This window comes from Spirosoma gilvum (assembly GCF_054776815.1).
The window spans coordinates 232916-258483 of sequence record NZ_BAAHBH010000001.1 but is presented as its reverse complement, the minus strand read 5'-3'; the positions used below and the strand labels follow the sequence as shown (position 1 = coordinate 258483).

Sequence of the window (25568 nt, the reverse complement as noted above, 5' to 3'; positions counted from 1 at the left end):
ACTTCTTAGCAATAGATTCTCTACAATACCATTGACTGGTAAGAACAAAAGGAGGGAAAGCTCGATTAGTTACAGCTTCACCTGACAGTTTGGCGTATTATCTTCTGGCTGACCCTCATTAGCTCATCATCTCTTTTAACGCCCGCATAACAGACACACATCGCGCTTCGTCTCAAATTGGAGCGTATTTTGAGAATCAGCAGGTAGTCATGCTGTTGCTTTCTTTACAATCGCATGAATAACAAGACGGGGGTTATCTGCACTGGCTAAAGCACGTTAAGTCTGTTGACCAGGAGCTTGATGACGGCTCACTTCCGGTTGACTGGATAGATAATCCCGTGGGGATACTCCTGTAAACTTCCGAAAGGACCGGTTAAAGGTGGCTTTCGAATTGAAGCCACAGTCCAGCGCCATACCCAGCAAACTCAGGTGACTATTAGCTGGATCATTAACCACCCGTTTGAAGGCCTTCACCCGGTACTCATTAATGAAATCATTGAAGTTCCGACCTGTACCCGTGTTAATGAGTTGGGACAACAAGCCCGGATTCAGGTGTACCAGCCGAGCCAAATCCGTCAGGCTCAAGTCCGGGTCAAGAAACGGGCTTTCAGCCTCCATATAGGCCAGTAGCTTACTTAATGGCTCCAAGAGATCGGGCGGTAAAGTTGATGTTTTTCCGGACGCCGGACGAACAGGCGCCACTTCGAACTCCACGCGTTGGTCACTCAGCGTAAGCGACGAGACGACTGTCTTGGATTCAGATTCGGGCAGAACCGCTTCTGCTCGAAAACGAAACAGGCGGGTGGGTTGGCGCTGGGCATAACCCTCGATACTGACATAGTAAATCAACACCACAGTGACCAGATCCCCCCACCAGTTCTGCCAGTACGTCAGGTTGAGCCACCGGTCAAGCCCTGTCAGACACACATTGAACACCAAAGTTGCCGTTAGGGCGAGCAGAAAGTTGCGAAACCAGCGAAAACTAACAATCTCCAGGTTCGAAAACTGAGTGGTTGTCCAGGTCCGGTAAGCCCGGTATAAGTGGAATGACCAATACAAATACAGCAACTGCTGGGCTAAGCCCAGTACGAAGGTGAGGTCATCGACCCACACATCGTGGACTGTTGTCTTCCAGTGACGCACAAAAGCTGATCCCTGGCTAAACACCAGCAAACGGTAGAGCGCGTCCAGGACGAAGGGAAGAGCATGCCAGGCATCGCGCGCCTGAAAGCGAAAACGGGCGTCAAATTGGCTTTTTAAATAGAAGTAAACCAGGGGCGGTAACAGGAAGCTCAGCGTTCGAGGAAAAAACTCGAGTTGTTGCCAGAAAATATGGATGCCGCCGAAGCCCAGCAAATAGATCCAGATCTCAAAGCTGAGGGCTACCAGTACCCAGCCAAGTAGCTTATCCGACAACCGTTCTTCCCGACGGCCCCGTAGCCAGAGCAAGATGGCGTAGATCCAGCCCTGAATGAAGCCCAATAGCAAGGGCGTCGAATACGCCGAAAAGTAGAAGGTCATCTTACCAGATATTAAAGGTTTTCCGGTTATCGTCTTTACTAACGACCCGTGAAGGTTTGCCGGTAAGTGGCTGACCACTCATGACTAGATTCACTTGGCTATCGTCGGCAAAATACACCCTGGTTCCGACGGGTAGTTGTTGTTTAATGCTGGCATAGGGACCTATAGTAACAATCTGAGTGCCATTGCCGGTCTCGCCGGGTTTATAGGTGATGATGGCTACTTTGTGGGGCAGCAGACTGTTGTTGCGGAAACGAACCAGAAGGTCCTCATTGGCTAAGGGCGATACAGGTGTTTTCTGCGGAGTGTGTGTTGTACCTGTTAGTAACGTTTGGCCTTGGTCGGCAGCTTTAACGGTCAGAATGAGGCCCTCCTTGGTTTCCCCATCGCTACTGAAGTAAAGGTTTGCCCCAATTGGCCAGTGGCAGGGAATCATCTCTCGTCGATTCATGGTAAAACCGTAGGCGATGCCCGGTCCCTCCACTCGAAACATCCGGTGAGCGCCCGATGTATTTTTGAGCATAAATGAAACGCGATCCGCGGGGGGGGCACCGGTAGCGGGATGGCTAACAAGGCTAGCCGCCAAGAACAAAGTGACGAAAAGTAAGAAGCGATCTATTGGGCTGGTTTTCATAGCATCAAAGCATGTTGAATGATGCCCCAAAGTTGACGCGTCATCGGCGGCTGAATCGACTCACTAAGAATTTGAGACGACTCAAATTATATTTTGAACCGCTTAAAACAGGCCGCAAGCCAGCAAAGCAGCAGTCGTTATGGGCGTGATCTTGTCAAAAGGTAGAGAAACTCTGATGAATTCGTTTAAATCTAACCCGGTTTATCAATTGGATCAAGCATCGGCAGTGGGTCAGGATTCTGTTATCTTTCGCTTTTCAGTATTTCTTAAAACGCCCATTTATTGGAGCAGATATAACGAAGTTTTTTGTCTCAACTTGGAGCACTTATGAGATTTAGACTGATTCGAGGCTTCTTTTAGAAATCAGAATCAAGTGAATTAGTGACCTAAGTGATTGGCAACTGTGAATACCAACGCTGTGGCCAGCCTGCAAGTGCCGATTCGCAAGAGAAAGCCGGTTCGTTTACTACGGGCCAACGGCGTACTCGACTAGCTGACAACGTAGACTTCTCCACCAGATCATTTCAGCAAAAGCCTTGATTCTTGACTAATTCCTATATCGATACGCCAAATCGGATGCCTGCATATCAGTTTCCTAATTGCTCAATTCATACTGGAATTCCAACAGTTCGCAAGCTTGATACTAGGGCCTCCCACGATTGAACGCATAATTTTAGGCCATAACGGCGGTAAAACAACCCGCTAATGAACCCCTTCAAGGAACGCCATGAAATTATCGTATTATCCGCTATATGGCTGGCTACTGGCAGCCTTACTGACCGCCTGTAGCCATCCACCGGTCGATCCAATGAGTACCGACCCAATCGAAACCCTGCCCGAAAAGCCGGTCGATTTCCAGTTTTTTAATCTGGTTGCAACCACCACCAAACGGAACGTGGTCGGCCTGACCTGGAAAGCACAGTCGGGCACACCAACTTATCAGATTCAACGGGCGACCCTCACCAGTGCCGCCGATGATGTAGCAAATTTGACGTTTCAACCGATCGGGGAAACCAAAGAAACCACATTCGAGGATAAAAAAGTAGCGCCCAAATCATTCTACTGTTATCGAGTTGAGGCCCTATATAGTGCCAGTAAAGTGATTGAAAGTGAAACGACTATTGGTATAACGACCAGTGAACCATCGGCCTACGAGCAAGCGCTGGAAGCTTATACCAATCTGGGGGACGATACGGGAGGAAAGCGCTATGATATTCCAAATCCTACGTTCCTGCCCCAAACCGTCATTAAGATTATCAAAGATAATGTTGGCAATCAGAATGTGGACATTGTTCTTTTACTGGACAACACGGGTAGTATGGGGCCTTATATTGATGCCTGTCGAAAAGGGTTAAATCAAATAATCGATGCCTTACCGCCAAGCGCCCGGTTAGGAGCCGGTGGGTATCGGGACCACGGGGATTTGTACGTATTACGGTATCAGGATTTGACCACTGACTTCACATCCGTTCGTAGCTTCCTGTCAACAATGACCGCTAGCGGAGGAGGAGATTTGCGGGAAGCGGTGTACGATGCGGTTTATGGTGTACTTGACCAGGCGAAATGGGTCAACAAGAAGCGAATTATCATTGTGGTAGGAGATGAGGCCCCCCACGAAGAGCCTGATAAAACGGATCATAGCTACCAGCAGGTAGTTGATAAATGCCGTCAGGCAGGAGTAGAGGTGAATTTGTTCCCGATTCTGATTAATGAGTCCCTTGACCAAAACGCTGAGGGTGGAAACTAAGCAGGGCGTGAGAAACGCCAACTTGTGATTACAACTACCATTGGGCCAGCTATTGACTAGCCCGCTTTAAGTCAACTGAAAACGGGACAGTTTACCGGTATTTGGCCTGGCAGGGGGAGAAATAACGGTTGGTTCATGAATGACTCCATTTTTGGTGAAGATGCATGAACGTTCATTCGTCTCAGGTTGGAGGGTTTATTGAGACAATTAGCTTTGGGCTATTTGTCCACAATAAATCCTCCATTTCATTATTAGTTGGATAGAGAATGGACTCACAATCCCGTTATAATCCGGGCATACACGTTGTTGAGCCGGTTCACATCATAACTACCACTCCCATCATCAGCCACATTGATGGTGATGTTGGAACTGCTGCCCGAATTAGCCGTGGTCCGGCTGATGGTGAAACCTACATTCAACACCCCATTCGCCCCCACCGACTCACCCCCATTGATGGCCAGACTCAACTGCTGGCCTGCCACCTGGCTACTCACATGCCATTTGTTGTTCTGCACCACTATCGGATTGTTCTCGCCACCCGACACATTGATGCTGGTCAGGCTGTTGTCGAAGCTGACACGGTAGCCCGTCGGCACGGTGAGGGTGATGACAATACTGCCTGAGGTTGGAGACCCATTGACCTCCTGCACCTGCATCAGCAGGCCTTTACTTTCACCAACCGAGAAGTTGGCATCCGGCAGGCTCATGATCGCCGACAGATCAGGGCCCGCCAGGGCCGTTACACTCACCAGGGCACTCTGGCTACAAACCCCACTACTGCCCACCACCGTAAAGGTCTGTATGCCCGCCGTGGTTAGGCTAGCCGAGATCGCCGAGCCAGTAGCCGGACTACTTAGGGAGGCTGAACTGGGACCGCTCCACTGGTAGGTAGTAGCCCCTGTTGCAGTCAGGCTCACCACGACGCCCACATTCGCCTGCGGCAACGAGGAACCAGCCCCAATACTCAGTGCAGTGTTGCTAAAAATAGACTGGGTGGCTACGGCCGTACAACCACTGGCTCCCGTAACGGTGACGGAGTAAGTCCCACTGGCATTCACCGTTCGGACTGCATTGGTGGTGGCATTATCCCAGCGGTAAGTTTTGCCCCCAGTAGCTGTCAGGCTGAGGCTGGTAGTGGTACAGCTAAGGGTACTACTGGCCGGAGTGAGGATAGAAGCGGAAGGCGGGGGGGTGACTGTTAAGCTGGTAGTAGCACTGATGAGCTGCCCCCCGCTACTGACCGTCAGGGTGTAACTCTGGCTACCAGTACCTGTGACCAATAGACTCAGGCTGAAGGCCCGGCTGCTGGCGGTGCCCATGGTGGTGCTGGTGGGCGGTGCGCTGCTACCATTGGTGAGCGTGAAGGCGTACGGCAGGGCGGCATTACCCACCGTAGCGGTGAAGGTCAGGGGGCTGCCTTCACAGACGACCACCGGATTGGCGGAGAAGTCCGTTATTGTTAGCCCGGCGCAAAGGGCGCTCACCTCGGCACTGGAATTACAGCCGGGGGCATTGTTGCGAATGTCGCTGGACACCGAGGCCGCTAGCAGGCTACAAATGGAGGCAATGGCGCACGTAATCAGGTTGGGATTATCATGAATACTTAACTGACTTCCTACCGAGGTGAGGGATTCCAGGCCGCTCAGGCTGCTCAGACTGGCATTGTTGTAGAGGCCAAAGTCCTGCCCTACCCTAGTGAGCTTCTCTAAACCCGTCAGACTGGTTAAGTTAGGATTATCATGAATACTTAGATTACTCCCTACCGAGGTGAGAGAGCCAGGCCCGCTCAGACTACTCAGGCTAGCATTGTTATAGATGTTAACAGAATTGGTTACGCTAGTGAGCTTTTCTAAACCCATCAGACTACTCAGGTTGGTATTATCATGAATATTTAAATCACTGCCTACCAAGGCGAGGGAGTTAAGGCCGCTCAGGCTGCTCAGACCGAGATTGTTGTAGATCTCAACACCCGTCCCAACGCGGGTGATCTTTTCCAAACCCGTTAGGCTACTCAGGTTGAGGTTATCATGAATACTTAAAGCACCTACCGAGGTGAGGGAACTCAGACCGCTCAGACTGCTTAGGCCAGGACTATTATAGATGTAGATACTATTTACTAAGCTGGTGAGTTTCTCTAAAGCAGTCAGGCTACTCAGGTTGGCATTATCATGGATAATTAAATTACCCCCTACCGAGGTGATCAAATCAAGGCCACTCAGACTGCTCAGACCGGGATTGTTGTAGATACCAACATTATTATTTACGCTGGTGAGTTTCTCTAAAGCAATCAGGCTACTTAGGGTGAGGTTATCATAAATAAATAAATTACCCCTTACCGAGGTGAGGGAACTCAGGCCGCTTAGACTGCTCAGACCGGGATTATCATGAATACTTAAAGTACTTACTGTGATGAGGGAACTCAGACCGCTCAGACTGCTTAGGCCAGGACTATTATAGATGTCAATATCACCTCCTACGCTGGTGAGTTTCTCTAAAGCAGTCAGGCTACTCAGGTTGGCATTATCATGAATACTTAAAGCACCTACCGAGGTGATCAAATCAAGGCCACTCAGACTACTCAGACCGGGATTGTTGTAGATACCAACACTGTTCCTTACGCTGGTGAGTTTCCCTAAAGCAGTCAGGCTACTTAGGGTGAGGTTATCATGAATACTTAAAGCACCTACCGAGGTGATCAAATCAAGACCACTCAGACTGCTCAGACCGGGATTGTTGTAGATACCAACATTATTATTTACGCTGGTGAGTTTCTCTAAACCCGCCAGGCTACTCAAGTTGGCGTTATCATGAATACTTAAATTACCCCCTACCGAGATAAGGGAACCCAGGCCGCTCAGACTGTTCAGACCGGGATTGTTGTAGATGTTAATATTATTCGTTATGCTGGTAAGTTTCTCTAACCCTGCCAGACTACTCAGGTTGGGGTTATCATGAATATTTAACTCACTACCTACCGAGCTGAGTTGGCTTAAGGCGGTCAGGCTGGTGATATCAGCCCCTGAAATAACTAATGTAGCCAGTGTATGAGTACAGCCCGCAGGAAAAGCGTCTACCTGGGCCTGACTGGATAAGGTGACATTGCCAGCTGGGCATTGGGCCCACGCTCCCCTGAAGACTATACAACTCATTAACAGAAGCCAGAGCAGAGGATGGAGAAATAAGACAGATGGACTGAACCTCCAAGGAAAATGTGTTTTCATAGCGTTGCCTGCTGAACAGGAGTTAAGTAAAAAAGCCGTCGATCTCCAACCAACCCGTTAAGCTACCCATCCAGGAGGCCAGCGCCCGCTTTGCCCTTGGGTAAACGCTCGGTGGCCATGCTGGCCGATCAACCGCACAAGAATAGAGGTGTCTGCGTGGAAACAGGTGGAGAATTGTTCCGAAAAGGTGGAGAATTGTTCAGCCCTGGGCCGAATGGCGATAATTTCCAGGCGAAATCCCAAATTCGTCAGAAAATACCCGGCTGAAATACTTCGGGTCGTCGAAGCCAACGCCATACGCCACTTCGGAAATGGAAAGGGAGGAATCTGCTAATAGCGTCTGGGCTTTGCGTAAGCGCAAGGTTCGTAAATAACGGTTGATCGATAGGCCGGTTAGGGCCGTCAACTTCTTATGGAGGGTCGTGCGGCTCATGCCCATCGTCTGACAGATGTCATCGACCGAGAGCTGGGCATTATCTGCGTTAGCCTCCAGGGTGGCCCGAAGCTTACGCAAAAACGCATCCTCCAGAGGCTCGTCTGGCTGGTTGGCGGAAGTCGTGACCGGAACGTTCTCTAGCGGGGTGCTTCCCAATGCCCGTTGGCGGTAATGACGTTGCAGCAGCCGCCGGGTCTGAATCAGGTTCGCCAGCACAACCAGCAGTTCTTCGCGCAGGAATGGTTTTACTAAATAGGCATCAGCCCCTCTCCGTAAGCCGGAAAGTCGGTCGCTCATGGCTGCCCGGGCGGTCAGCAGCACGATGGGAATATGGCTGGTTCGCTCATCGTTTTTCAACGTATCGCATAAGTCAAATCCGTCTTTAACGGGCATCATGACGTCGCTCAGAATCAGGTCGGGGCTCTTCTCAAACGCCAAGTCCATACCGACCTGCCCATTTTCAGCCCGGATCACCTGGTAGTCGGCCCGGAGGCAGGTTTGAATGTAGGTCGCTACGTCATCATTATCTTCCACCAGCAACAGGAGTGGTAGATTGGCGGTAGAGGAGAGCGTTTCCGACTTACTCCACTCCGCAGGAGCAGGGCTAGTCAGAACCGGAGCCACCGACAGCTCCTGAGCGGGCCCGGCCTGGATAGGTTCGGCCTGGCGGGTTAGTGGTAAGCTAACCACAAACTCTGCCCCCCCGTTAGACTCATCCAGGCCCGACCAGTTCCGAACGGCTAGGCCGCCCTGCATGAGCAACACCAGTTCCCGCACCAGCGATAGCCCAATGCCGGTGCCACTAACCGGTGAACTGGGTAGGGTAATGTCCTGACTTGGTCCGGCCTGAATAGGTCCGGCCTGATGCGGTTCTGCTTGAAAGAAACGGTCAAACACCTTAGGCAGGATCGACGGCTCAATGCCGGGTCCGGTATCCCTGATGCTGAACCGAATCCAGGGGGTATCCAGATGATCCGTTGGCGTAAGTTCTTCATAATATCCTTCCGGGCCCAAGGGTTGCCAGCTATTCAGGCACTGCAACTGATAGTCGATTTGTCCGCCCTCGGGGGTAAACTTCAGGGCATTGGTCAGCAAATTAGACAGAATATCCTGAAGTTTGTCTTTATCAAAATCAGCTTCACATTCCTCCGTGAGAACACGCAGTTGTATGTTCTTCATCTTGGCCATCGACTGGAACGATTCAATGATGTAGCGGGAAAAAGCTCCCAGATCGGCCCGTACCGGGCGCAACTGCATCTCACCGGCCTCAAGTTTGGAGAGGTCCAGTAGTTGGTTGATCAGCCGAAGCAGATTGGTGCCGTTCCGTTTGATTAACTCAGCCGCCTGTCGCAGTTGCTGAGGCTTTTCGTCCGGTTTGTAGGCTTCCAGCCCGGCGGCCATCCCCAGGATGACCGTCAGTGGGGTACGAAACTCATGCGAAATATTGGCGAAAAAGTGAGAACGGGTCTGGTTGAGCCGGAGCAGGTCCCCAGCCTGCTGCACAATAATCGCTTTGTCGCGCTCGATGCGGGCAGTAGCCTGCCTAACCTGAGCTTCCAGCCGGAGCTGTTCGTTCCGATGTCGCCAGATTCGCCACCGTAACCAGGCCCAGAGGCTAGCCGCGACCCCTAGCACCATCAGCAGCAAAAACCAGGTCTGTAAATAAAATGGACGTACCACCATCACCTTGATGGTCAGCGTGTTGGTTGACCACTGGCCATCAATGGCCTGCGCCTTAATTAGTAACGGGTGTTCGCCATAGGGCAGATTGCTTAAGCGCAGCGTTGGCTCCGACTGGTAGGTCCAGTCGTTATCCAGATCGTTGAACCGATACGCATATAAATTTTTTTCGGCATTGATGTAGTTGAGCAGGGCAAAGTCCAGTGTACTGGATCGGTCATCGGGCTGAATGGTAATAGTATGGCTGCTTACCACTTCTTCGGTTTTGTCTACGACCTGATCGACCGAATTGCCGTACTGCCGAAACGAGGTGATCTGTACCCGTAGTTCAGGCGTTGGTTTCTGGGTTTGGAAATCCTGCGGGTCAAAGGCTGTAATGCCGTTCAGTCCGCCAAAGTAGATGCGGCCGTTCTTCTCCTGAAAATGGGAAATCCGGTTGAACTCGTTATGGGTAATGCCGTCTTCGACCAGATACGTCCGGGTCGTCAGTCGGACGGGGTCAAACTGCATGATGCCAAAATCGCTGCTCATCCAGAGGTGGCCCCGCTGGTCGGGATACACAGCATAGATGTTATCGTTGGATAAGCCTTCGCTACGCCGAAATGAGCGATACGTCCCCGTTCGGCGGTCCCACCGGATCAGTCCCGCATTGGCAGTCGCCAGCCAGTAGATGCCCGCTGTATCCTGATAGACATGATGGTAGCTTTCAGCGGGCAAATAAAATTCCCGCTTTTCCCCGCTCCCGTAACGGGCCGTAATACCTTGTTGCAGATGGAGCATATATAAGCCCGTATTGGCGCAAATCCAGATGACGCCCTGCCGGTCGGGAGCAATGTGCATTACCTGCGCCTGGGCCAGTTCGGTAAATTGATTGTACCTGGCATAGGGTGTTATCTTCCCCTGTGTCGTATCGAACAGGTAAAGCCCGCTTCGTCCACCCAACAGCCAGTGTTGAGCGTTCAGCGGATACATAGCCCAGGCGTCCCAGAGTTTGGGCAGGTTGGTCGCCTTAGTTATACCGGAAGCAGGTTGGTAACGAACAAGCTCATTACCAATACCGCCATAGAGCGTCCCCTGTACATCCTGCGTTAACCCATACGCCAATGCGAACGCATCGCTGTCGGTTTTGAAGGTACTGGGGCTATATAGTCGCTTAGGGATCCCCCCCCATCGTGGAGTGCTATACAAACCAAACTTCTCCAGATTGGCAAAGACCTGATCGCCCAGGACGGTAATTCCCCGAACAGCTGCTTCCCGTTTGTCCTTCCTGTCCTCATAAAATAAGCGGTGAAAGTGGTTCTCAGCCAGTTCAACCTGATACACACCAAAACTGGTACCTAGCCAGAACAGACCGTTCCGGTCGCGGAAAAAGCTTCGGTTCACAATGGGCTCGGCCGATAACTGAGGGGCAATCGTCAGCACAACGCCTTGGGTTGCACCCCGTAAACTCGTTCCGTCCCAGATTAAACCGTTACGGTCAAAGGCGTAAAAAACGGGAAAAATATACTTATTTGATGATGACAGTAACGATTTCGGTACTACGCGCTGGTTACCCAACTCGTCTACGCTATAAACTATATCGAACGCTGGCTTTACCGGGGCTCGGGCGATGTAGAAGAACTCGATACTGGCGTTTCGCTGGCCATAACAGATATTAACTGACCCCGGCTCATGAGAAAATTGGTGCACAATACGCCCATCGAGAGTTAGCTCAAGCACAAACTGATCATCGGCAATGGCCCAGATTGTATGATGGTTAGTGAGCTGAAAGGCAATGAGTTTTTTAAACTGTGATAAAGTCACATACCGCAGCCCGGACTGGGGATGGTATGAAACCAACCGGGCGGGTTGACAGTCGGTGAAGAAGATAGTGCCCTTATCGCTGCGGAGCAGACGATAATGATCATCGGGCACCGTCGAAAGGCGTTGTTTACCAAATTTTTCCTGGTAGGAAATCGCCTGACCGGTTAACGGGTTAAACAGCGTGATCTGCGACTGACCAGTAGGACCCATAAGCCACAAATAACCGTCGGCATCCTGAGCAATCGATTGTATATCGTCGAAATCGAGTCCGTTCCGTTCTTTGGTGTAGGTGGTAAATTTTAAGCCATCGAAGCGATTAAGACCGAACTTAGTGCCAAACCACATAAAGCCCTGCTTATCCTGAAAAATGGCGTTCACCTCCCGGTGCGATAAGCCCTGCTCGGGTCCGTAGTGTTTCACCGAGGCTGTGTAAGACTGAGCTTGCACACCTATACTGCCCCAAATCCATAGCGTTACGACCAAAACAAAAAGGCCTACGCTCGTTTTTTGGGTCCCCACGAAAATAGTCTTGCTCATTCTAGTTACTAGGTCCCCAGGCTACGGGTCTACTATATCCTCTTAATAACAAAATACCATGAATAAGGATAATGTGTTAATATATACGGATAACTTAAGTTATCCGGTTTTTTGTGCCTGTTAAACTACGTCACCATTTAACGGGTATAAATCTTATTAATAACGATTTCACTTATCAGCATAATTCTCAATTGTTCATCATTTCTTGAAACGCCCGTTTCAGGCCCCTAACGCTGGATTTCTGCTGATGGCATGAATTCTGACTACGCGCAGTCTCAACCGGGTCGCCGGAGCGATTGTCATCTCACGAATCAACCGCGACGGCGGACCGTTTCAAAATCTCACATTTTAACTGAGTTTATGAGACTGTCTTTCTCCCAAATGACGAATTTGCCGGGCCCCGGAGCGACCGTCCGGGGCCGCGGCCCCTTTTTTAGATTTACTCCAATTAGGATTCGTTTAGACCCAGGGCTTTGAAAAGCTCTTCCCGGTAGGATTTGCCGATCGGAATTTTAGTGCCTTGTAAAGCAATTTCCGTTGGAAAAATCTCATCGATGAGACTGATGTTGACCGAATAACGTCGGTGAGTGCGGAGAAATAGGGTCGGGTCCAACTGCGCTGCAAACTCTTGAATGGTGGAGCGTACCATAATCTTTTTGGTTGATTTCAGGTGCAGGGTTACGTAGTTGGCGTCGCTCTCCAGAAAGAGCAGTTCATTAAAAAACACCTTCCGAAACACATAGCCCTCCTTTACAAACACGAAACTTCTAGCGGAATTCGAAACCACTGATGCTGGCTTTACATCCGTCTGATTGCCCGTAAAATTACTGAATGCAATTTCGATGGCTGCATACAGTTCTTCTTTTGTAAATGGCTTTACTATGTAGGCATGCGGTTTTACTTTTTTGGCCCGGTCAATCGTTTCGGCATCACTATTGGCCGTTAATAAAATAAAGGGTATCGGGTGTGTATCATTGAGTTTTTGTGCTACATCAATTCCATCTTTTCGCCCGGCTAACTGGATGTCCAGCAGCAATAAATCGGGTTTATCCTGTTCGAGCAATTCGAGTGCCTCGGTATAATTAATGGCCGGGCCGCAAGGCGAATACCCTAATTCCTCAAGGGTATGTAAAATGGTACGGGCGATGACCAGCTCATCTTCTACGACTCCTATTTTTAAAACAGACATGAGCGTTAATCCAGGTTTTTACGCGTTTGCCGATTGGTAAACTGAATGGTAAAGACAGCCCCGTTTTGGGTTACGTAGTGAACCGATCCACCAAGTTGCCGACTCAGATCATTGACCAGTTGCAGACCAAGTGTCCTGGCGCTCTTCACGTCAAAGCCAGCAGGCAAACCAGGCCCGTTATCAGCATACAATAATGCATAGTTTCCCTCGCTCATTGTCTCTATCTTCAGCCTTATTTCACCGGCTGCCACTTCAGCAAAAGCATATTTGTAGGAATTTGACAGTAATTCATTCAATATCAATCCAAGCGGAACGGCAGAATCAATATCCAGATGCAAATCAGGTACACGTATTGTAATCGTTACAGGTTTTTGTTTCTGAAATACGCTCTGCACCTGGTTGCACAAATCATTGACAAACCGGTTTAAATCGATGGTGCTAAGGTTTTCAAGCTGGTAAAGATTCTGATGAATCAGGGCAATGCTCCGAACCCGGCTTTGTCCTTCCTGAAGTGCTTCTCTAGCAGTTTCATCCGTCAGACTTTTACTTTGTAGCTCCAGCAATCCCGAAATAACCTGTAAATTATTTTTGACCCGATGGTGAATTTCCTTCATCAGCACATCCTTCTCCAACAGCAGCGCCGACTGCTCGGACAGGGATTTTTTTAACTGGGCAGTTCGTTCGTTGACCGTTTGTTCCAGCTTTCGTTTATCAAGGGCTAATTGCCTGATTCGCCAATTGATCAATACGTAAATGCCCAGTAGAAGGAGCAAAACGGCGACCGAAATAAACCACCATTGCAGGTAAAACGGTTTTAGGACCGTCAGAGGAATAGCTAATTCCCGTTTACTCCAGGCTCCCACGCCATTTTGTCCTTTAATGCGTAGAGTGAATTTTCCGTACGGTAATCCACTAATGCGAATTGAGTTCTCACGAAGGTAATTCCAGTCCTTATCAATGCCTTCGATTTTATAAGCATACCGGTGCCCTTCGTCCTTTGTAAAATCCAGCAGTTGAAATTCCAGCGTAAAGAACTTATCGCCGGGCGTTAGTGTAATTTGTGGCTTGTTGATCAACTCGGCTGTTTTATTGACCAGTTCATTCTTTGCATTAACAAATTGATTAAAGGCAATGACCTGAAGTGGTATCTGAAGTGAATTGGTATCGGCCCTGAAATCACGCGGATAAAACGCATTGACCCCATCTATCCCCCCGAAAAATAACCGGCCATCCAGCGCTTTAAACGAGGAGGTTCTGTTAAATTCATTGTGCGTAATGCCATCGACGGTGGTATAGGTATTCACGGCGAACGTTTTTCGATGAAAGCGAACCAAGCCGTAATCGGAGCTAATCCACAGATTATCAAACTCATCGGGTTCGATCCGGTAGAGCACGTCGGAAGGAAATCCATCTGTGATGTTAAATTGTCGGATGGCGTTCGTTTTAGGATTCCAACGGTAAAGACCTTCCCCATTGGTGGCCAGCCAAAAATCTCCGCTTGTATCCTGATAGGCATCGAGCAAACTGAGTCCGTTTAAAACGGTGGACTGGATGTAGACAACTGCCCAGCGAAGGCCATGTCCAGAAATAGAACCAGGCTTGGCCACCACTTTATACAATCCATTTTCGGCGACGGCCCAAACGTCCCCGTCTTTGCCTTTAAAAAACCGGTACACAAATTTCGGCTCGGGCGAGTTGGGTGTCAGGACAGATAGCGAGTCGAACCGGTGCGTATGGGTATTAAATAGATAAAAACCTGTCGTTCGACCTAAAAGTAGCAGGCTGTCGTTCAACGAAAACATCGACCAGATTTCCGATCCTACCCCACCCGCATACGGTACAATCGAATGCTTCGTCTCATCATACCGAAACAGATTATAACCACCAACGTAAACTGTCGACTGGTGTTTGGTAATCGCGTATTTTATTTCAAGATCGGCAACCGCCTGGGTTTTCGATGCTGACTGGCTGAACGTATGCGTCCATACGTTGGCGATAACCGAGCCATTTTTATCGGCATAGATTCCTCTAGTCTGGCTATTGGGTTGAACGTTCTGTCGGCTGAGGGAGAAATAAGGTTCGAATCGATTCTTTTCAGTACGTAGCTGAAAAACGCCTAGTGAAGTGCAAAGCCAAAGGTTACCGAGGTTATCCGGAAAAAGCTGGTATAAAAACAGGTTTTCAAATCCTTTTAGCTCGGATTTCGCAAGTACTTTCAAAAACGTATCCTTATTCCACAGATAAAGCGCATCCAGGCCAATGTACAACAAGGACGATCTGCCATCGGTCGAGAGCAGAATCTGATACCAGTACCGGCCACTGATCGCATTCAGATTATCTTTTTTCAGGTTTACAACGGGCTTTAATCCCAATCTTTCACCCACACTAGTCAGAGCAAACGTATCCGGTTGGGTACGGGTATTATACGCTAGTAAAAGGCCATTTTGAGGAGTGAAACCAATTGGCAACGAACGTAATACATTGGGTTGCCGAAAGATAATAACCGTATCCTTCGTGATTAGGTATTGTGGATCGGCGTTGGTTAATTTTAATAGCGCTTTACCGCTCCCAAAAGCACAGAAAGGGCCGGTAACCCGAAAGTCTTTGGCAGTGGCGACCTGATTCCATTCTTTCATTTCGTAGCGAAGCCGAAAACCTCCTCGGGCTGTATAGGTCCAGAACCGGAATGGGAATGCAGTTAAAAAAACGACACCCCCACTTCCATCATTCGCTATCCAGTATACATCTTTCTCCTTAAACGGCAGGTTCGAAAAAGCCACCGTCAGGGGTTTTACTTCCTGCGTTGTGACGTCCATTACATCCACTTTCCCGTTGGTGGTGAGCTGAAAGCCGGCACTTCCGTATGCAATAAACAGGCGATTGGCCTCGGCTTTTGCCAATTGAACTACTTTGTTGTCCTGTAGTCGGTTTCGCTGTCGGGTAAAGAGCAGACAATTTTTACCGTCATAGCGGTTCAATCCATTTCGGGTACCAAACCATAAAAAACCAGCCTCATCCTGTAGTCCACAAAATACCTCGTGTGAAGCTAGGCCATTCTCAATCGAAAGCATTCGTTTGGTAACCGTATAGTCGGTACTGACAGGTTTCGGTAAGTTTTGGGCCGACAAGCTATGACTGGCGATGATAAAGGCTAGTATCAGGCAACGGCAACTATCAACGCAAAGAGAGTGTCTTCTTACTTTCTGAGTGAAACGGTTCATATTGAAACGCCTTTATGCGCAACGTTAGCAGAGAAATGTTGAACATGAGCCAGAATGAACTTCTCTCTCGGTAAAAATACGACTGAGAATGTTTGTTAAGACGACAAATAAGTAGCCATCCGTCGGAGCGGGTGATAAATGAACTAAATAAGATTCGAGTATTTAACTGGATTACCTACTTCTTACCAGGCACTTTTTTTAAGATTCTTTAGCAATGAGGCTCTAAAATGAATAAAGACATGCTGAAATGGCATGTCTTTATTCATTTTACTTGATTACCGCGTCGGCTTATGCCAATTCCACGTTAACGGCGTTTAAGCCTTTCTTTCCTCGCTCGACAGCGTATTTAACTTTGTCGTTCTCTCGAATCTGATCGATAGTTCCCGATACATGGACAAAGATGTCCTCACCCCCATCATCGGGTTTAATAAAGCCAAAACCTTTGCCTTCATTAAAAAATTTAACTGTTCCTGTTTGCATTGCTGATTAAAATTTTGGTCAAGTAAAGCAGAATCTGTTAGAATTCCAAGTTAGTGATGATGTTATGATTTGTTTAGGCGCCTTTAGTAAGAATTTTTCTTTTCAATGGCTGACTACTCGTTTATTATGTGTCTAAATCAACCTGTTTTTTTACGAGAATGGCAGTTCCAACAAATTCCATAAAATACAAGCCCTCCCCCGTTTCCACAATGAATATGATGTCGCTTGCCATTGCGCCTATAAGCTGTTTTGTGATTGCCAAACTGCTATTGATGTTTCTTACCTTCGATCTGATTGATGTAGAGATTTCGCTTATTCTCACAAAAACGCCTTTTACCTCACACGAGTAAAGGTCTGGTCTAAATCGTTTCCCCATGTTTCGCCGTCTTCGCACAATTCACCTTTTCCCAGGATGGTATCCCCATGATCGGTAATGGTCCAGCTATAGCGTTGCCAGAATCCAGGCGCATGGCGCCACCATTTCACCACATTGCCCTCAACGGAAACCGCATACTTTCGCGAAATCTTCCGCTCGTCGAAGAAGAGCATAAATAATTCGCCTGTAGCGTCGTCACTGCCAAAGATGCCGATACCAACCGGAAACCCTTCTTCATAGACCTCTAAATACCACTTCAGAAAGGCACCGCCCTCGATCCATTCGAAGGATGCTTTTCCTGGCAACATTTTATTGGGGACGGCGGGATGGGTGCTAGCCGTTGTCCATTGGCCAACCAATTGACCCAATTCGCTTAAGGCGGGATTGGGAATCTGTGCTTTGTGGATACCTTGGTTTTCCATAAATGGCATTGGTTTTTGACAATGAACCTGGTTTACGGTTAATGGTTTATAATTAGCAGATTTTTAGCCAGTTGTTTGCTTGCCACGATCTAATTCCATAAGCTTACAGTAATTAAGTGCTCGCTTTAATTCATTCGATTATCTTTATTTCAACGCCCGTTTAATAGCTATTTCGCACACATATACGCTTAAATAACTAACTAGTAAACTATAGTTGATCAGTCGCGACCACCCATGTTTTACCAGAAATATTCCCCTTCTCCTCATCTGGCTCCTTTTGTGGAATGCTATTATATCTGGGAGAATAAACCTGAGACAACTACCTGGATGCTATCTGCTAAAGATCCGTTGGTAATTGAATCACCACCGTCAGGGTTTGGGTCGTTTGTCTTTAATCTAGGAACGCCTTATTCTGTAGAAACTACCCAGCAAAATACGCTTCAGCTACTCCCTACAGCGTTTGTAACCGGACAGGCGACCCGCCAATATCGACTTCATCTGCCCGACCATATCCGCATGGTTGGTATCGTTTTTCGCCCATCAGGGATAGGTAGTTTGTTTGGATTGCCAATGGCAGAATTGACCGATGAGCGCATTGCGCTGACCGATGTACTGGATAAATCTGTACAGTATGTGACTGAGCAACTGGTCGAAGCACCCAGTCATACGGCCCGAATTGCTTGTCTTGAGCAGTTTTTGTCCTTTCAGTTGGTAAAACGGAATCTTCATGCCGACCGTATCGACCACACATCCAACCTGATTGTGACTAATCGGGGCATTGTAGACATGAACGAGTTGATTGAGGATTCTTTTTTATGCCGTCGGCAGTTTGAGCGAAAATTTCTGCAACGGGTGGGAGTCAGCCCTAAGTTTTACGCTCGTATCCGGCGCATTAGTTATTTATGTTCTGAACTGGCTGGACAACGTTGGCAAATCAGTGATTGGCAGGATCTGGTTTATCGCTGCGGTTATTACGACCAGTCGCATTTTATTAAAGAGTTTACGGCATTTACCGGTAAAAATCCGTCACTCTATGTCCGGAACAACCTTGAGTTGACGCATTACCTGTCGGAGCAGGATGTATAGAGATCACTGGAGAGAAACCCTCCTCGACAAGCGGCAGAATGTCGCAATTTTACAATGACGACCTGGGACAGCCCTGTAGTTTTGCCTCATCAATCAAATAAGTAAACGATGAACAACTACTGGACAAATACAGGACTATTAACAGCTATGCGAACCTACTATCTATGTGGGCTTATAGCGCTTCTTCACAGCCCATTGCTGGCACAAAACGCGGCCCCAACAAAGCTCTGGACTGAGGCCGATCGGCAATACACGATCGATAACCTCAAACGTACCCGCGATTTAGTGGTACAGGAAACCGAAAATCTAAGCCCGGCGCAATGGCGTTTCAAGGAGTCACCCGATCGCTGGAGCATTGGCGAAATTGTAGAACACCTCGCTTTGTGGGAAATCATCTGGGCGCGGGAAGTGAGTATGGGAAGCCGTAGCAAACCCCAGCCTGAACTCAATCAGACCAGCAAACCCGATCAGTTCTATGCTAACTGGATCATGGAAGATACGCCACATGTATCCCCCGATTTTTCTCGCCCGACGGGTTTTATCGAAGGCAAAAACAACCTCACCTTTTTTCTGAAGCTACGGAATCAAACCCTATCGTTTGTGGAGAAAACCCAGACGGATATGCGTGCACAGTTTGAACTGACCGGTACCGATAACCCACGTAATATGCACCAGGTTTATATTTTCCAGTGGGGTCACGTCGATCGACACTTACGTCAGATTCGCAAGGTGAAAGCGCACGTAAACTACCCGAAGGAAACCGCAGAAAAGTAATTGCGCAGATTAAAATCCATCCATTTTTCATTTTCACAATCACGATATTCCTTACTATCATGGAAACAATAAAACAGGAATCCATAGCTGAACTGACCCGCAAAGGGGCTTGCCTGGCATTTTTTGAAGCGTATAGCGATCTCGATACCGCCCGAATGATTAACCTCGCTACCCCCGATGCAACCGTCCATTTCATACCCCTCGGTGAAGATGGCAAAGGCACCTTCTGGGAGTTTGGTAAAACAGTCTGGCAGTTGATTATGGATTGCTTTCCGAATGTCGACAATACCGTTGATGCCATCACGGCTGACGGCGATGTAATTACCTGTCAGGTTACGATTTTTGGTACACAGGCCAATGAATTTATGGGTATCCCCAGCAAAGGCCATACGTTCAACAGCGATCATGTCTTTGTTTTCCGCTTCGATCCATCTGACCGAATTACGCACGTTGACATTAACTGGGATAGCGCTCGTTTTGTCAGTCAACTATCCTGATTGACCTCCCTGCCGATTTTTATAGTGTCTTGAGGTATACGAAAACCTTCCGGTTAGTAGTTGGGACGGCATAGGCCCCCAGCTCTAATCCCGGAAGGTTTTTACGTTATAAGTCAAGCCCTCAAGCTCCGGATAACTCATATTTTGGCGTTTGCTACTAACTGGACCGTGGTGGCGACGCCACTTGACCTATATTAGCGGTTAATCGTCTCCCAATGCACTCTCTAAAGTGAGACGAAGCGTATTCATGGATTTGCCCCGTAACTGGGTCATTTGAAGAAACAGTAGTTAGCCTAAACTTTCATACTTTAGCCAATAAATAAGCGATTTATAAAACAGATTTATAAATTCACAAAATCGGCTATTAACTTTACTACTATGGAATTGCAACGAATTATAGAGGCAGACATAATGACCCATTTCCTGTTTTTTTGGGCCCTTATTGCTTTGGTCTGTATGGTCTTGTTGGGAGCTAAAAACCAAACCAAACATCTGGTCAGTTCTGACTCGAGCAGTCAAATGATAGGCTTGTATTATCAGTTAGAGAGCGGAGTCAATCTATTTATCTGTAAGGCTAGTGCGGACAAAGGCAGATTGATAGCCAACCTAGTTAAAGCCCTAATCAATAGTTCTGCTGAAGCAAGTGGTGTAGTAGATAGTAATTCCTTCCAACAAGTATGTGGTGAAACTTTTAATCCTACTAGGCTGCATACAAAGTTAATCTCATTAACGACTAGCGTCTATCCTATGTATCACAATACAGGCATAGTTGTAAGCGGTCCCAACACTCAATATTGAGTACTTAGATTTACATATTGGCGTTTATATAACAAAAATGGTTGGTAAAAGCATCGGGAGTATTCTAGCTGACTTAGGTTGGACTAAAGGTAGAAATGTTGATATAAGTAAGATCAAAGAACACCTTTCACAAACTCATTATCCTTTGTTCAACGAAGTAGAAAGCTTTCTTGAAGAATTCGCTTTTTTAAAATCTAGTGATGGGCAAACAGTGAGTTTTGACGTAATAAATGCAGAAGAATCAGTTGACCCCTTATGGATACAGGACGACTATTCTAAGCGCATTGGTACAGATAATCTGTGTATTATTGGGCAGGCTCTAAACAGTCATCTTGCTCTTTTTATGGATGACAAAGGAAGAATTTACGGTGGTTATGATGACTTTCTTTGCTTAGTTGGTAGCTCTCGTTATGAAGCATTAGAAAAATTGTATTTTGACCATTTGAGCATGATGGAGATCAAATAGTGTAATTTAAATAGCCGAATAATATAAAAATAGTACAATACAACTCTTGGAATAGGGCAACTTATATGGAAGTTGGCCCGTTTCCTAAAATTTTGTTTTCGAGGATAGACGTGTGCTACACTTGTTCACCCAACCCAAGTTAAAACCAATAGTACTGTTTCTTAGTCGCTGACTACTAAGCGTTGAGGGAAGGTCAGATTACCGATGCTGATAGAATAGGTGCCAGGTTGTAGAGAGTACTCAATTGGCGAGCTAAGCCGGATGATGAGTTGATTAGGATCTTCACCCCGACACGTAGTTAAACAAGCCCCATCTGCATCAATAACGGCCGCCTGCCCACCGGCTAAATTCGTAAAGGTAAGCCTGGTTATGTCTGGGTGGCTATAGAGATGTTCAACAGGCAGGTTCAGTTCTAATAGCTTTGTTTGCCGCGAAAAGCTAAGTTGAGTAGCTGGGGCCTGCTGTGGTTTGAGTGATCCGGTAGCTACAACAATCAACTCATAAACTGCCGTTGTTTTCTGGTTTCCTACGCGTAAGATTACTTTAGGGGATTGGCCCGATCGGTTACAATAGCAAAAAACCGATAAGTCTATCGTACCATCGGCCATTACGCCATCGAGTAGCTGAGCGCCTTCCGTCAACTCGAATATTGGTTTAAGTCCTCCTTCGATAACAGGTGGTAAGTGAACCGTGATTCTTCCATTTGGCGCATCAAAACGAACATTCTGATTGGGTACTCCAACAAATGAAATGGCTTTGATGGCTGGTCTATCATCAGTTATTTCTTTTGGCTTCTGACAAGCCAGTTGCAACAATCCCAAACCCAATAGCCAGGCGAGAATAATTGTCTTCATACGAAAGTAGTATTAACTATCAATCAGCCAGACCCTTATAACCTTCCAGGGGTTGTAACTGTCAATGTTCTTATTTGTTGCAGTTTCTCATGAGTCCGATACACGCTGGATACGCTTGGCTAGTTCAGGTCGGCTTCTATGCCTAAATTTCGGGATTACGCTCCACGCGTATGTAGCTTTTCCATAAAAATGATTTGGCAATTGGCCATCATAGTGTCGGTTTTGAGAAACCTCACAGGATCACCTGACCTCACAAACAACCACCACACTTAATCGATTATCAGACTTTCCAGCTTGCCTTCCTGCTGCACGGGCGTTTTTACATGCCGGAAATTGTTGCCGCTGACGGTAATGTTCTGCGTTTTCTCTCCAGTCAATTTCAGGAACACATCCGTCCCCATTTTGGGAAAGCAGTCATAGATAAACGCATCGTCTACGTTGGTTAGCGCTACTACCGATATACCAGCATGAGGAGTCGGTGTCTTTACGCCATCGATTTCCAGACTTTTCACATTCTCGGCAACAATGGATGGGCCACTCTTCGTGCTGACCGATACATTATGGAACTCGATGTTCTTAGCTTCCCTGATCAGAAAACCTTTTTCAGCCGTGATGTCAAGATCAGTGAACGTAATGTTGTCAATCGGCATTTCTTCCAGTCCATTCAGGTAAGCAGCCTGCTTGGTTTCGGCAGTGATGTTGCTAAAATGGATGTTTCGGAAAGTGGGCGTTCGTTCCGAAACGGGTTCGGGTTGGGTTTTGGTGTACTGCATATCCAGCACAATTGCCTGCTCACGGATGTTCTTCATGATGACATTATCAACCCGAATATCCTCAACCACTCCTCCCCTGCCCCGAGCCGTTTTGATCCGAATGCCCCGGTCGGTTCCGTCGAAAATACAGTTGGAGATTGCTATTTTCTTCACTCCACCCGACATCTCACTGCCGATCACTACGCCCCCATGTCCGGCCAGCATCGTACAGTTGGTAATGGTGTAATTTTCGGCCGGAACGTTCATTTTACGACCGGCCCGATCCTTTCCTGATTTGATGGTAATGCAATCGTCGCCCACGCTGATGTGACAATTGGAGATATGCACGTATCGGCACGATTCGGGGTTAATGCCGTCGGTGTTGGGCGAATGGGGATTGTTGATGGTGACGCCCGTAACCGTTACGTTCTCACAAAATTCCGGGTTTACCGTCCAGAATGGTGAATTGCGAATGGTGATGCCTTCGATAAGTACATTTTTGCAATGCATTGGCTGTATAAACGGTGGTCGCAGAAACCCTTTTTCGACCCAACCCGGCAGATCAGGCCGGAGGATGTCTTTGTTTAGTCGATGAAATTCGTCCTGCCATTTCGAGCCGGGCGATGTTTTCACCGTCACCTCCGAATAACCCCACCATTTTTTTCCGTGTCCATCGATCAATCCCCGACCGCGAATGGCGATGTTTTCAGCTTTGTAGGCATAAAACAAGGGTGAAAAATTCGTTACGTCGGTTCCTTCCCAACGTGACGCTATCATTGGTAAGTAATCGTCGAAATTGTCACTAAAGTGCAGCTCAGCCCCAGCGTCGATCAGAATGGTAATGTTGCTTTTGAGATGAATGGGGCCGGTGAGGTATTTGCCGGGTGGGAAATAAATGGTTCCGCCCCCACGCTTTACGGCGGCATCGATCGCTTTTTTAATGGCTGCCGTAGCAATATGGCTGCTATCGTTTTTGGCACCGTACTGAAGCACATTCAGATAGACGCCCTGCTGCGCCCAAAGTGGGCAGGTGAATACGGATAAGAGGATGAGCAGATAGTTTTTCATGGATAGAAACTTGACTGGCTAGTTAAAAATCAACCCTGCCTACGTTGGTAGTAACTACACAAGGTAAGCAGGGTGAATGCAACACTAATTAACTCTAGTAGATTAAAGAGCGAAAGAGATAAAGAACGAAAGAGTGAATGAGCTAGTGAGGTATTGTATCACAGTTAGTGACTATAACATCTATTTGCTCTTTATCTCTTTCGCTCTTTCACTTTTTACTTCAACGGATCGAACGCGCCCCCCCAGGTGTTGTTCTGAATCAGTTTGGGGTTGTTATCGATGGCCGATTGCGGAATCGCAAAGAAGTAATACTCTGGTTTCCAGGCAATGTCGTACTTTGTATCCAACTGTTTGAACGCCAGGGTGAAGTAATTGGTGTATACATCATCCAGTTTCAGATTGTCGCGGGTGGTAGCAAAATCGGCAGGTACGCCTGTCGTTTTCAGGTTGATGGTAACCCCCGTTCTCCGTTTGCCGTTCAGCGTTTTCTCGATTAGCTTCCAGCGACGTAAATCCCAGAACCGCTTGCCTTCGAAGGCAAATTCAATTTGCCGCTCATACAGGATCGCATCGAACATTTCGGCACGGGTCATATTGGCTTTCAAACCATACAGATTGTCGGCACCGGCTTCGATACCTGCCCGCTTGCGAATGGCAATCAGTTGCGTATAGGCCTCGTCCAGTTTGTTGATACCCGTAGCACTTTCGGCCAGGTTCAGCAACACTTCGGCAAAGCGAATCTCGATCCAGTCGGTACCTGAGTACTGAACATCGCCAGCTGCCACCGATGGGTTAATGGCTTTACGCGTATAGAAACCAGTGTTTGTGGCTTTCGCTTCCACCGTTTTTCCACCCACATAGTAGGTCCAAAGTTTATTGGCTGTATTGCCATTCAACGGCCAGGTAACCCCATTATAGGCAATCGTTTTGTCGAAACGAGGGTCACGATTTTTGAAGAACAATTGATCGGTATAAGTGTATTTGGCCGATTCACCGGGTTTCTTGCCATCCAGCATTGGGAATGCCTTGACCATTTCCCACGAAGGCTGATTCGAGCCACCACCTGTTCCGGCATAGGATGGGCGGGTACCGTTGTCGTAGCCGTTATTTTTCTTCAGCTGGTCGCCCGTTGCGGTATTATAGCCCGTAATAAAAACGGCTTCGGGGTTGTTGACTTCCTGGAACCAGAGTTGATCGAACGATGCGTGCAGCCCATATCCGTTGGCCGTCAGCAGATCATACGCCTGTTTGTTGGCATCGTAGGAAGCCTGCCATTTAGTAGCATCGTCCGATGGGTTGAATTGTGGGCTGGCGGCATACAGCAACACCCGTCCTTTCAGGGCAGCAGCCGCACCTTTTGTGATCCGTCCCCAGTCGCTCGACGACGACCAGCGGCCCGGAACCGAAGCAATCGTCGAATCCAGATCTTTTACGATCTGGGCAAAACTTTCGGCGGTGCTGTTTCTGGGCAGATAGTCAGCTTCTTTCGCTTCGACGCCAACAGCCGCCAATGGGCTCAGCACAAGGGGTATTCCACCATACAGGCGCACCAGATCAAAATAACGCCAGGCCCGGAAAAACTGAGCCTGCGCTCTCAGCTTATTTTTGGTAAACTGGGGCAGTGTTCCACCGTTCACATCCTTCAGGAAAGTATTGATGACCCGAATTTTACCGTAATTGTTGGTCGCATCGAGCTTCGTACCAAAATCACCAACTTCATTAACGAGTAGTGAGCCCTGCAGCAGTTTGCTATCAGCATACGACTCGTCCGACAGCCCACTGATACCCGTTGGTTCTGGTCCGAGGGAGCCAATTGGCGTAGGCAGGTTCTGGTCGTAAATGTAGTCGAGGTTCATTTGGGTGAGTACCGAATCTTTAAAGATCAGGTCCCCGCTGGTCGAACTCAGGTCAGTTTTGTCAAGTACTTTCATACAACCTGACATAGCCAGGGGTAGGCAGAAAGCAGCAAGAAGTTTATAGGAACGTTTCATTGTATCTAAAGAATT

Annotated in this window: 18 protein-coding genes; 7 read left to right on the top strand and 11 right to left on the bottom strand. The window is 47.9% G+C overall.

All coding sequences use genetic code 11. The features are described from left to right. Nucleotides 1-276 precede the first annotated feature (276 nt). Nucleotides 277-1521 carry a helix-turn-helix domain-containing protein gene (locus ACYVFD_RS01000; protein ID WP_461087629.1) on the bottom strand — a complete coding sequence of 415 codons (1245 nt, stop codon included), beginning with the start codon at nucleotides 1519-1521 and terminating at the stop codon, nucleotides 277-279. Between the two features lies 1 nt (nucleotide 1522). Further along, complete coding sequence (locus ACYVFD_RS00995; RefSeq protein WP_461087627.1) at nucleotides 1523-2044, bottom strand: hypothetical protein; 522 nt, start codon at nucleotides 2042-2044, stop codon at nucleotides 1523-1525. Nucleotides 2045-2882: 838 nt separating this feature from the next. On the opposite strand from ACYVFD_RS00995, the gene ACYVFD_RS00990 reads away from it, so the two are divergent. Beyond that, nucleotides 2883-3902 carry a vWA domain-containing protein gene (locus ACYVFD_RS00990; RefSeq protein ID WP_461087625.1) on the top strand — a complete coding sequence of 340 codons (1020 nt, stop codon included), beginning with the start codon at nucleotides 2883-2885 and terminating at the stop codon, nucleotides 3900-3902. Nucleotides 3903-4174: 272 nt separating this feature from the next. Here the strand turns inward: ACYVFD_RS00990 and ACYVFD_RS00985 are convergent, their stop codons facing one another. From ACYVFD_RS00985 to ACYVFD_RS00965, 5 genes are all read right to left on the bottom strand, one after another. After that, nucleotides 4175-7051: a beta strand repeat-containing protein gene (locus ACYVFD_RS00985; RefSeq protein WP_461087623.1), complete on the bottom strand. Its 2877-nt coding sequence runs from the start codon at nucleotides 7049-7051 to the stop codon at nucleotides 4175-4177. A gap of 271 nt (nucleotides 7052-7322) precedes the next feature. Beyond that, nucleotides 7323-11489 carry a hybrid sensor histidine kinase/response regulator transcription factor gene (locus ACYVFD_RS00980; protein ID WP_461087621.1) on the bottom strand — a complete coding sequence of 1389 codons (4167 nt, stop codon included), beginning with the start codon at nucleotides 11487-11489 and terminating at the stop codon, nucleotides 7323-7325. Between the two features lie 538 nt (nucleotides 11490-12027). Then, complete coding sequence (locus ACYVFD_RS00975; RefSeq protein WP_461087619.1) at nucleotides 12028-12768, bottom strand: LytR/AlgR family response regulator transcription factor; 741 nt, start codon at nucleotides 12766-12768, stop codon at nucleotides 12028-12030. Between the two features lie 5 nt (nucleotides 12769-12773). Beyond that, on the bottom strand, nucleotides 12774-15989 hold the full coding sequence (locus tag ACYVFD_RS00970; RefSeq protein WP_461087617.1) for a histidine kinase dimerization/phosphoacceptor domain -containing protein: 3216 nt from the start codon (nucleotides 15987-15989) through the stop codon (nucleotides 12774-12776). A gap of 288 nt (nucleotides 15990-16277) precedes the next feature. After that, nucleotides 16278-16469: a cold-shock protein gene (locus ACYVFD_RS00965; protein ID WP_461087615.1), complete on the bottom strand. Its 192-nt coding sequence runs from the start codon at nucleotides 16467-16469 to the stop codon at nucleotides 16278-16280. Nucleotides 16470-16627: 158 nt separating this feature from the next. On the opposite strand from ACYVFD_RS00965, the gene ACYVFD_RS00960 reads away from it, so the two are divergent. Beyond that, on the top strand, nucleotides 16628-16819 hold the full coding sequence (locus ACYVFD_RS00960) for a hypothetical protein (RefSeq protein WP_461087613.1): 192 nt from the start codon (nucleotides 16628-16630) through the stop codon (nucleotides 16817-16819). Here the strand turns inward: ACYVFD_RS00960 and ACYVFD_RS00955 are convergent. Continuing rightward, nucleotides 16803-17267 carry a hypothetical protein gene (locus ACYVFD_RS00955; protein WP_461087611.1) on the bottom strand — a complete coding sequence of 155 codons (465 nt, stop codon included), beginning with the start codon at nucleotides 17265-17267 and terminating at the stop codon, nucleotides 16803-16805. The genes ACYVFD_RS00960 and ACYVFD_RS00955 overlap by 17 nt on opposite strands. Before the next feature lie 234 nt (nucleotides 17268-17501). On the opposite strand from ACYVFD_RS00955, the gene ACYVFD_RS00950 reads away from it, so the two are divergent. From ACYVFD_RS00950 to ACYVFD_RS00930, 5 genes are all read left to right on the top strand, one after another. Next, nucleotides 17502-18353 carry a DUF6597 domain-containing transcriptional factor gene (locus tag ACYVFD_RS00950; RefSeq protein ID WP_461087609.1) on the top strand — a complete coding sequence of 284 codons (852 nt, stop codon included), beginning with the start codon at nucleotides 17502-17504 and terminating at the stop codon, nucleotides 18351-18353. A 147-nt stretch (nucleotides 18354-18500) separates the two neighbouring features. Further along, the gene (locus ACYVFD_RS00945) at nucleotides 18501-19127 is read left to right on the top strand and encodes a DinB family protein (protein ID WP_461087607.1); all 627 of its coding nucleotides are present in this window, start codon (nucleotides 18501-18503) and stop codon (nucleotides 19125-19127) included. Nucleotides 19128-19186: 59 nt separating this feature from the next. After that, nucleotides 19187-19624, top strand: a complete 438-nt coding sequence (locus ACYVFD_RS00940; RefSeq protein ID WP_461087605.1) for a nuclear transport factor 2 family protein — start codon at nucleotides 19187-19189, stop codon at nucleotides 19622-19624. A 378-nt stretch (nucleotides 19625-20002) separates the two neighbouring features. Continuing rightward, nucleotides 20003-20422: a hypothetical protein gene (locus ACYVFD_RS00935; protein WP_461087603.1), complete on the top strand. Its 420-nt coding sequence runs from the start codon at nucleotides 20003-20005 to the stop codon at nucleotides 20420-20422. A gap of 37 nt (nucleotides 20423-20459) precedes the next feature. Beyond that, nucleotides 20460-20888, top strand: a complete 429-nt coding sequence (locus ACYVFD_RS00930) for an SUKH-3 domain-containing protein (RefSeq protein WP_461087602.1) — start codon at nucleotides 20460-20462, stop codon at nucleotides 20886-20888. A gap of 161 nt (nucleotides 20889-21049) precedes the next feature. Here ACYVFD_RS00930 and ACYVFD_RS00925 read toward each other — a convergent pair whose 3' ends face one another. From ACYVFD_RS00925 to ACYVFD_RS00915, 3 genes are all read right to left on the bottom strand, one after another. After that, nucleotides 21050-21742 carry a hypothetical protein gene (locus ACYVFD_RS00925; protein ID WP_461087600.1) on the bottom strand — a complete coding sequence of 231 codons (693 nt, stop codon included), beginning with the start codon at nucleotides 21740-21742 and terminating at the stop codon, nucleotides 21050-21052. Nucleotides 21743-22011: 269 nt separating this feature from the next. Further along, nucleotides 22012-23562: a glycoside hydrolase family 28 protein gene (locus ACYVFD_RS00920; protein ID WP_461087598.1), complete on the bottom strand. Its 1551-nt coding sequence runs from the start codon at nucleotides 23560-23562 to the stop codon at nucleotides 22012-22014. A 215-nt stretch (nucleotides 23563-23777) separates the two neighbouring features. Beyond that, nucleotides 23778-25553 (bottom strand): RagB/SusD family nutrient uptake outer membrane protein, encoded by a 1776-nt coding sequence (locus tag ACYVFD_RS00915; RefSeq protein WP_461087596.1) that lies wholly within the window; start codon nucleotides 25551-25553, stop codon nucleotides 23778-23780. Nucleotides 25554-25568: the final 15 nt, after the last annotated feature.

Bases quoted from the DNA above. Each gene is read 5' to 3' on its own strand.
- ACYVFD_RS00965 (WP_461087615.1), bottom strand. From the start codon at position 16,469: ATGCAAACAGGAACAGTTAAATTTTTTAATGAAGGCAAAGGTTTTGGC.
- ACYVFD_RS00915 (WP_461087596.1), bottom strand. From the start codon at position 25,553: ATGAAACGTTCCTATAAACTTCTTGCTGCTTTCTGCCTACCCCTGGCT.
- ACYVFD_RS01000 (WP_461087629.1), bottom strand. From the start codon at position 1,521: ATGACCTTCTACTTTTCGGCGTATTCGACGCCCTTGCTATTGGGCTTC.
- ACYVFD_RS00925 (WP_461087600.1), bottom strand. From the start codon at position 21,742: ATGAAGACAATTATTCTCGCCTGGCTATTGGGTTTGGGATTGTTGCAA.
- ACYVFD_RS00990 (WP_461087625.1), top strand. From the start codon at position 2,883: ATGAAATTATCGTATTATCCGCTATATGGCTGGCTACTGGCAGCCTTA.
- ACYVFD_RS00995 (WP_461087627.1), bottom strand. From the start codon at position 2,044: ATGCTCAAAAATACATCGGGCGCTCACCGGATGTTTCGAGTGGAGGGA.
- ACYVFD_RS00970 (WP_461087617.1), bottom strand. From the start codon at position 15,989: ATGAACCGTTTCACTCAGAAAGTAAGAAGACACTCTCTTTGCGTTGAT.
- ACYVFD_RS00975 (WP_461087619.1), bottom strand. From the start codon at position 12,768: ATGTCTGTTTTAAAAATAGGAGTCGTAGAAGATGAGCTGGTCATCGCC.
- ACYVFD_RS00985 (WP_461087623.1), bottom strand. From the start codon at position 7,051: ATGAGTTGTATAGTCTTCAGGGGAGCGTGGGCCCAATGCCCAGCTGGC.
- ACYVFD_RS00955 (WP_461087611.1), bottom strand. From the start codon at position 17,267: ATGGAAAACCAAGGTATCCACAAAGCACAGATTCCCAATCCCGCCTTA.
- ACYVFD_RS00920 (WP_461087598.1), bottom strand. From the start codon at position 23,562: ATGAAAAACTATCTGCTCATCCTCTTATCCGTATTCACCTGCCCACTT.
- ACYVFD_RS00940 (WP_461087605.1), top strand. From the start codon at position 19,187: ATGGAAACAATAAAACAGGAATCCATAGCTGAACTGACCCGCAAAGGG.
- ACYVFD_RS00950 (WP_461087609.1), top strand. From the start codon at position 17,502: ATGTTTTACCAGAAATATTCCCCTTCTCCTCATCTGGCTCCTTTTGTG.
- ACYVFD_RS00930 (WP_461087602.1), top strand. From the start codon at position 20,460: ATGGTTGGTAAAAGCATCGGGAGTATTCTAGCTGACTTAGGTTGGACT.
- ACYVFD_RS00935 (WP_461087603.1), top strand. From the start codon at position 20,003: ATGGAATTGCAACGAATTATAGAGGCAGACATAATGACCCATTTCCTG.
- ACYVFD_RS00945 (WP_461087607.1), top strand. From the start codon at position 18,501: ATGCGAACCTACTATCTATGTGGGCTTATAGCGCTTCTTCACAGCCCA.
- ACYVFD_RS00960 (WP_461087613.1), top strand. From the start codon at position 16,628: ATGGCAGTTCCAACAAATTCCATAAAATACAAGCCCTCCCCCGTTTCC.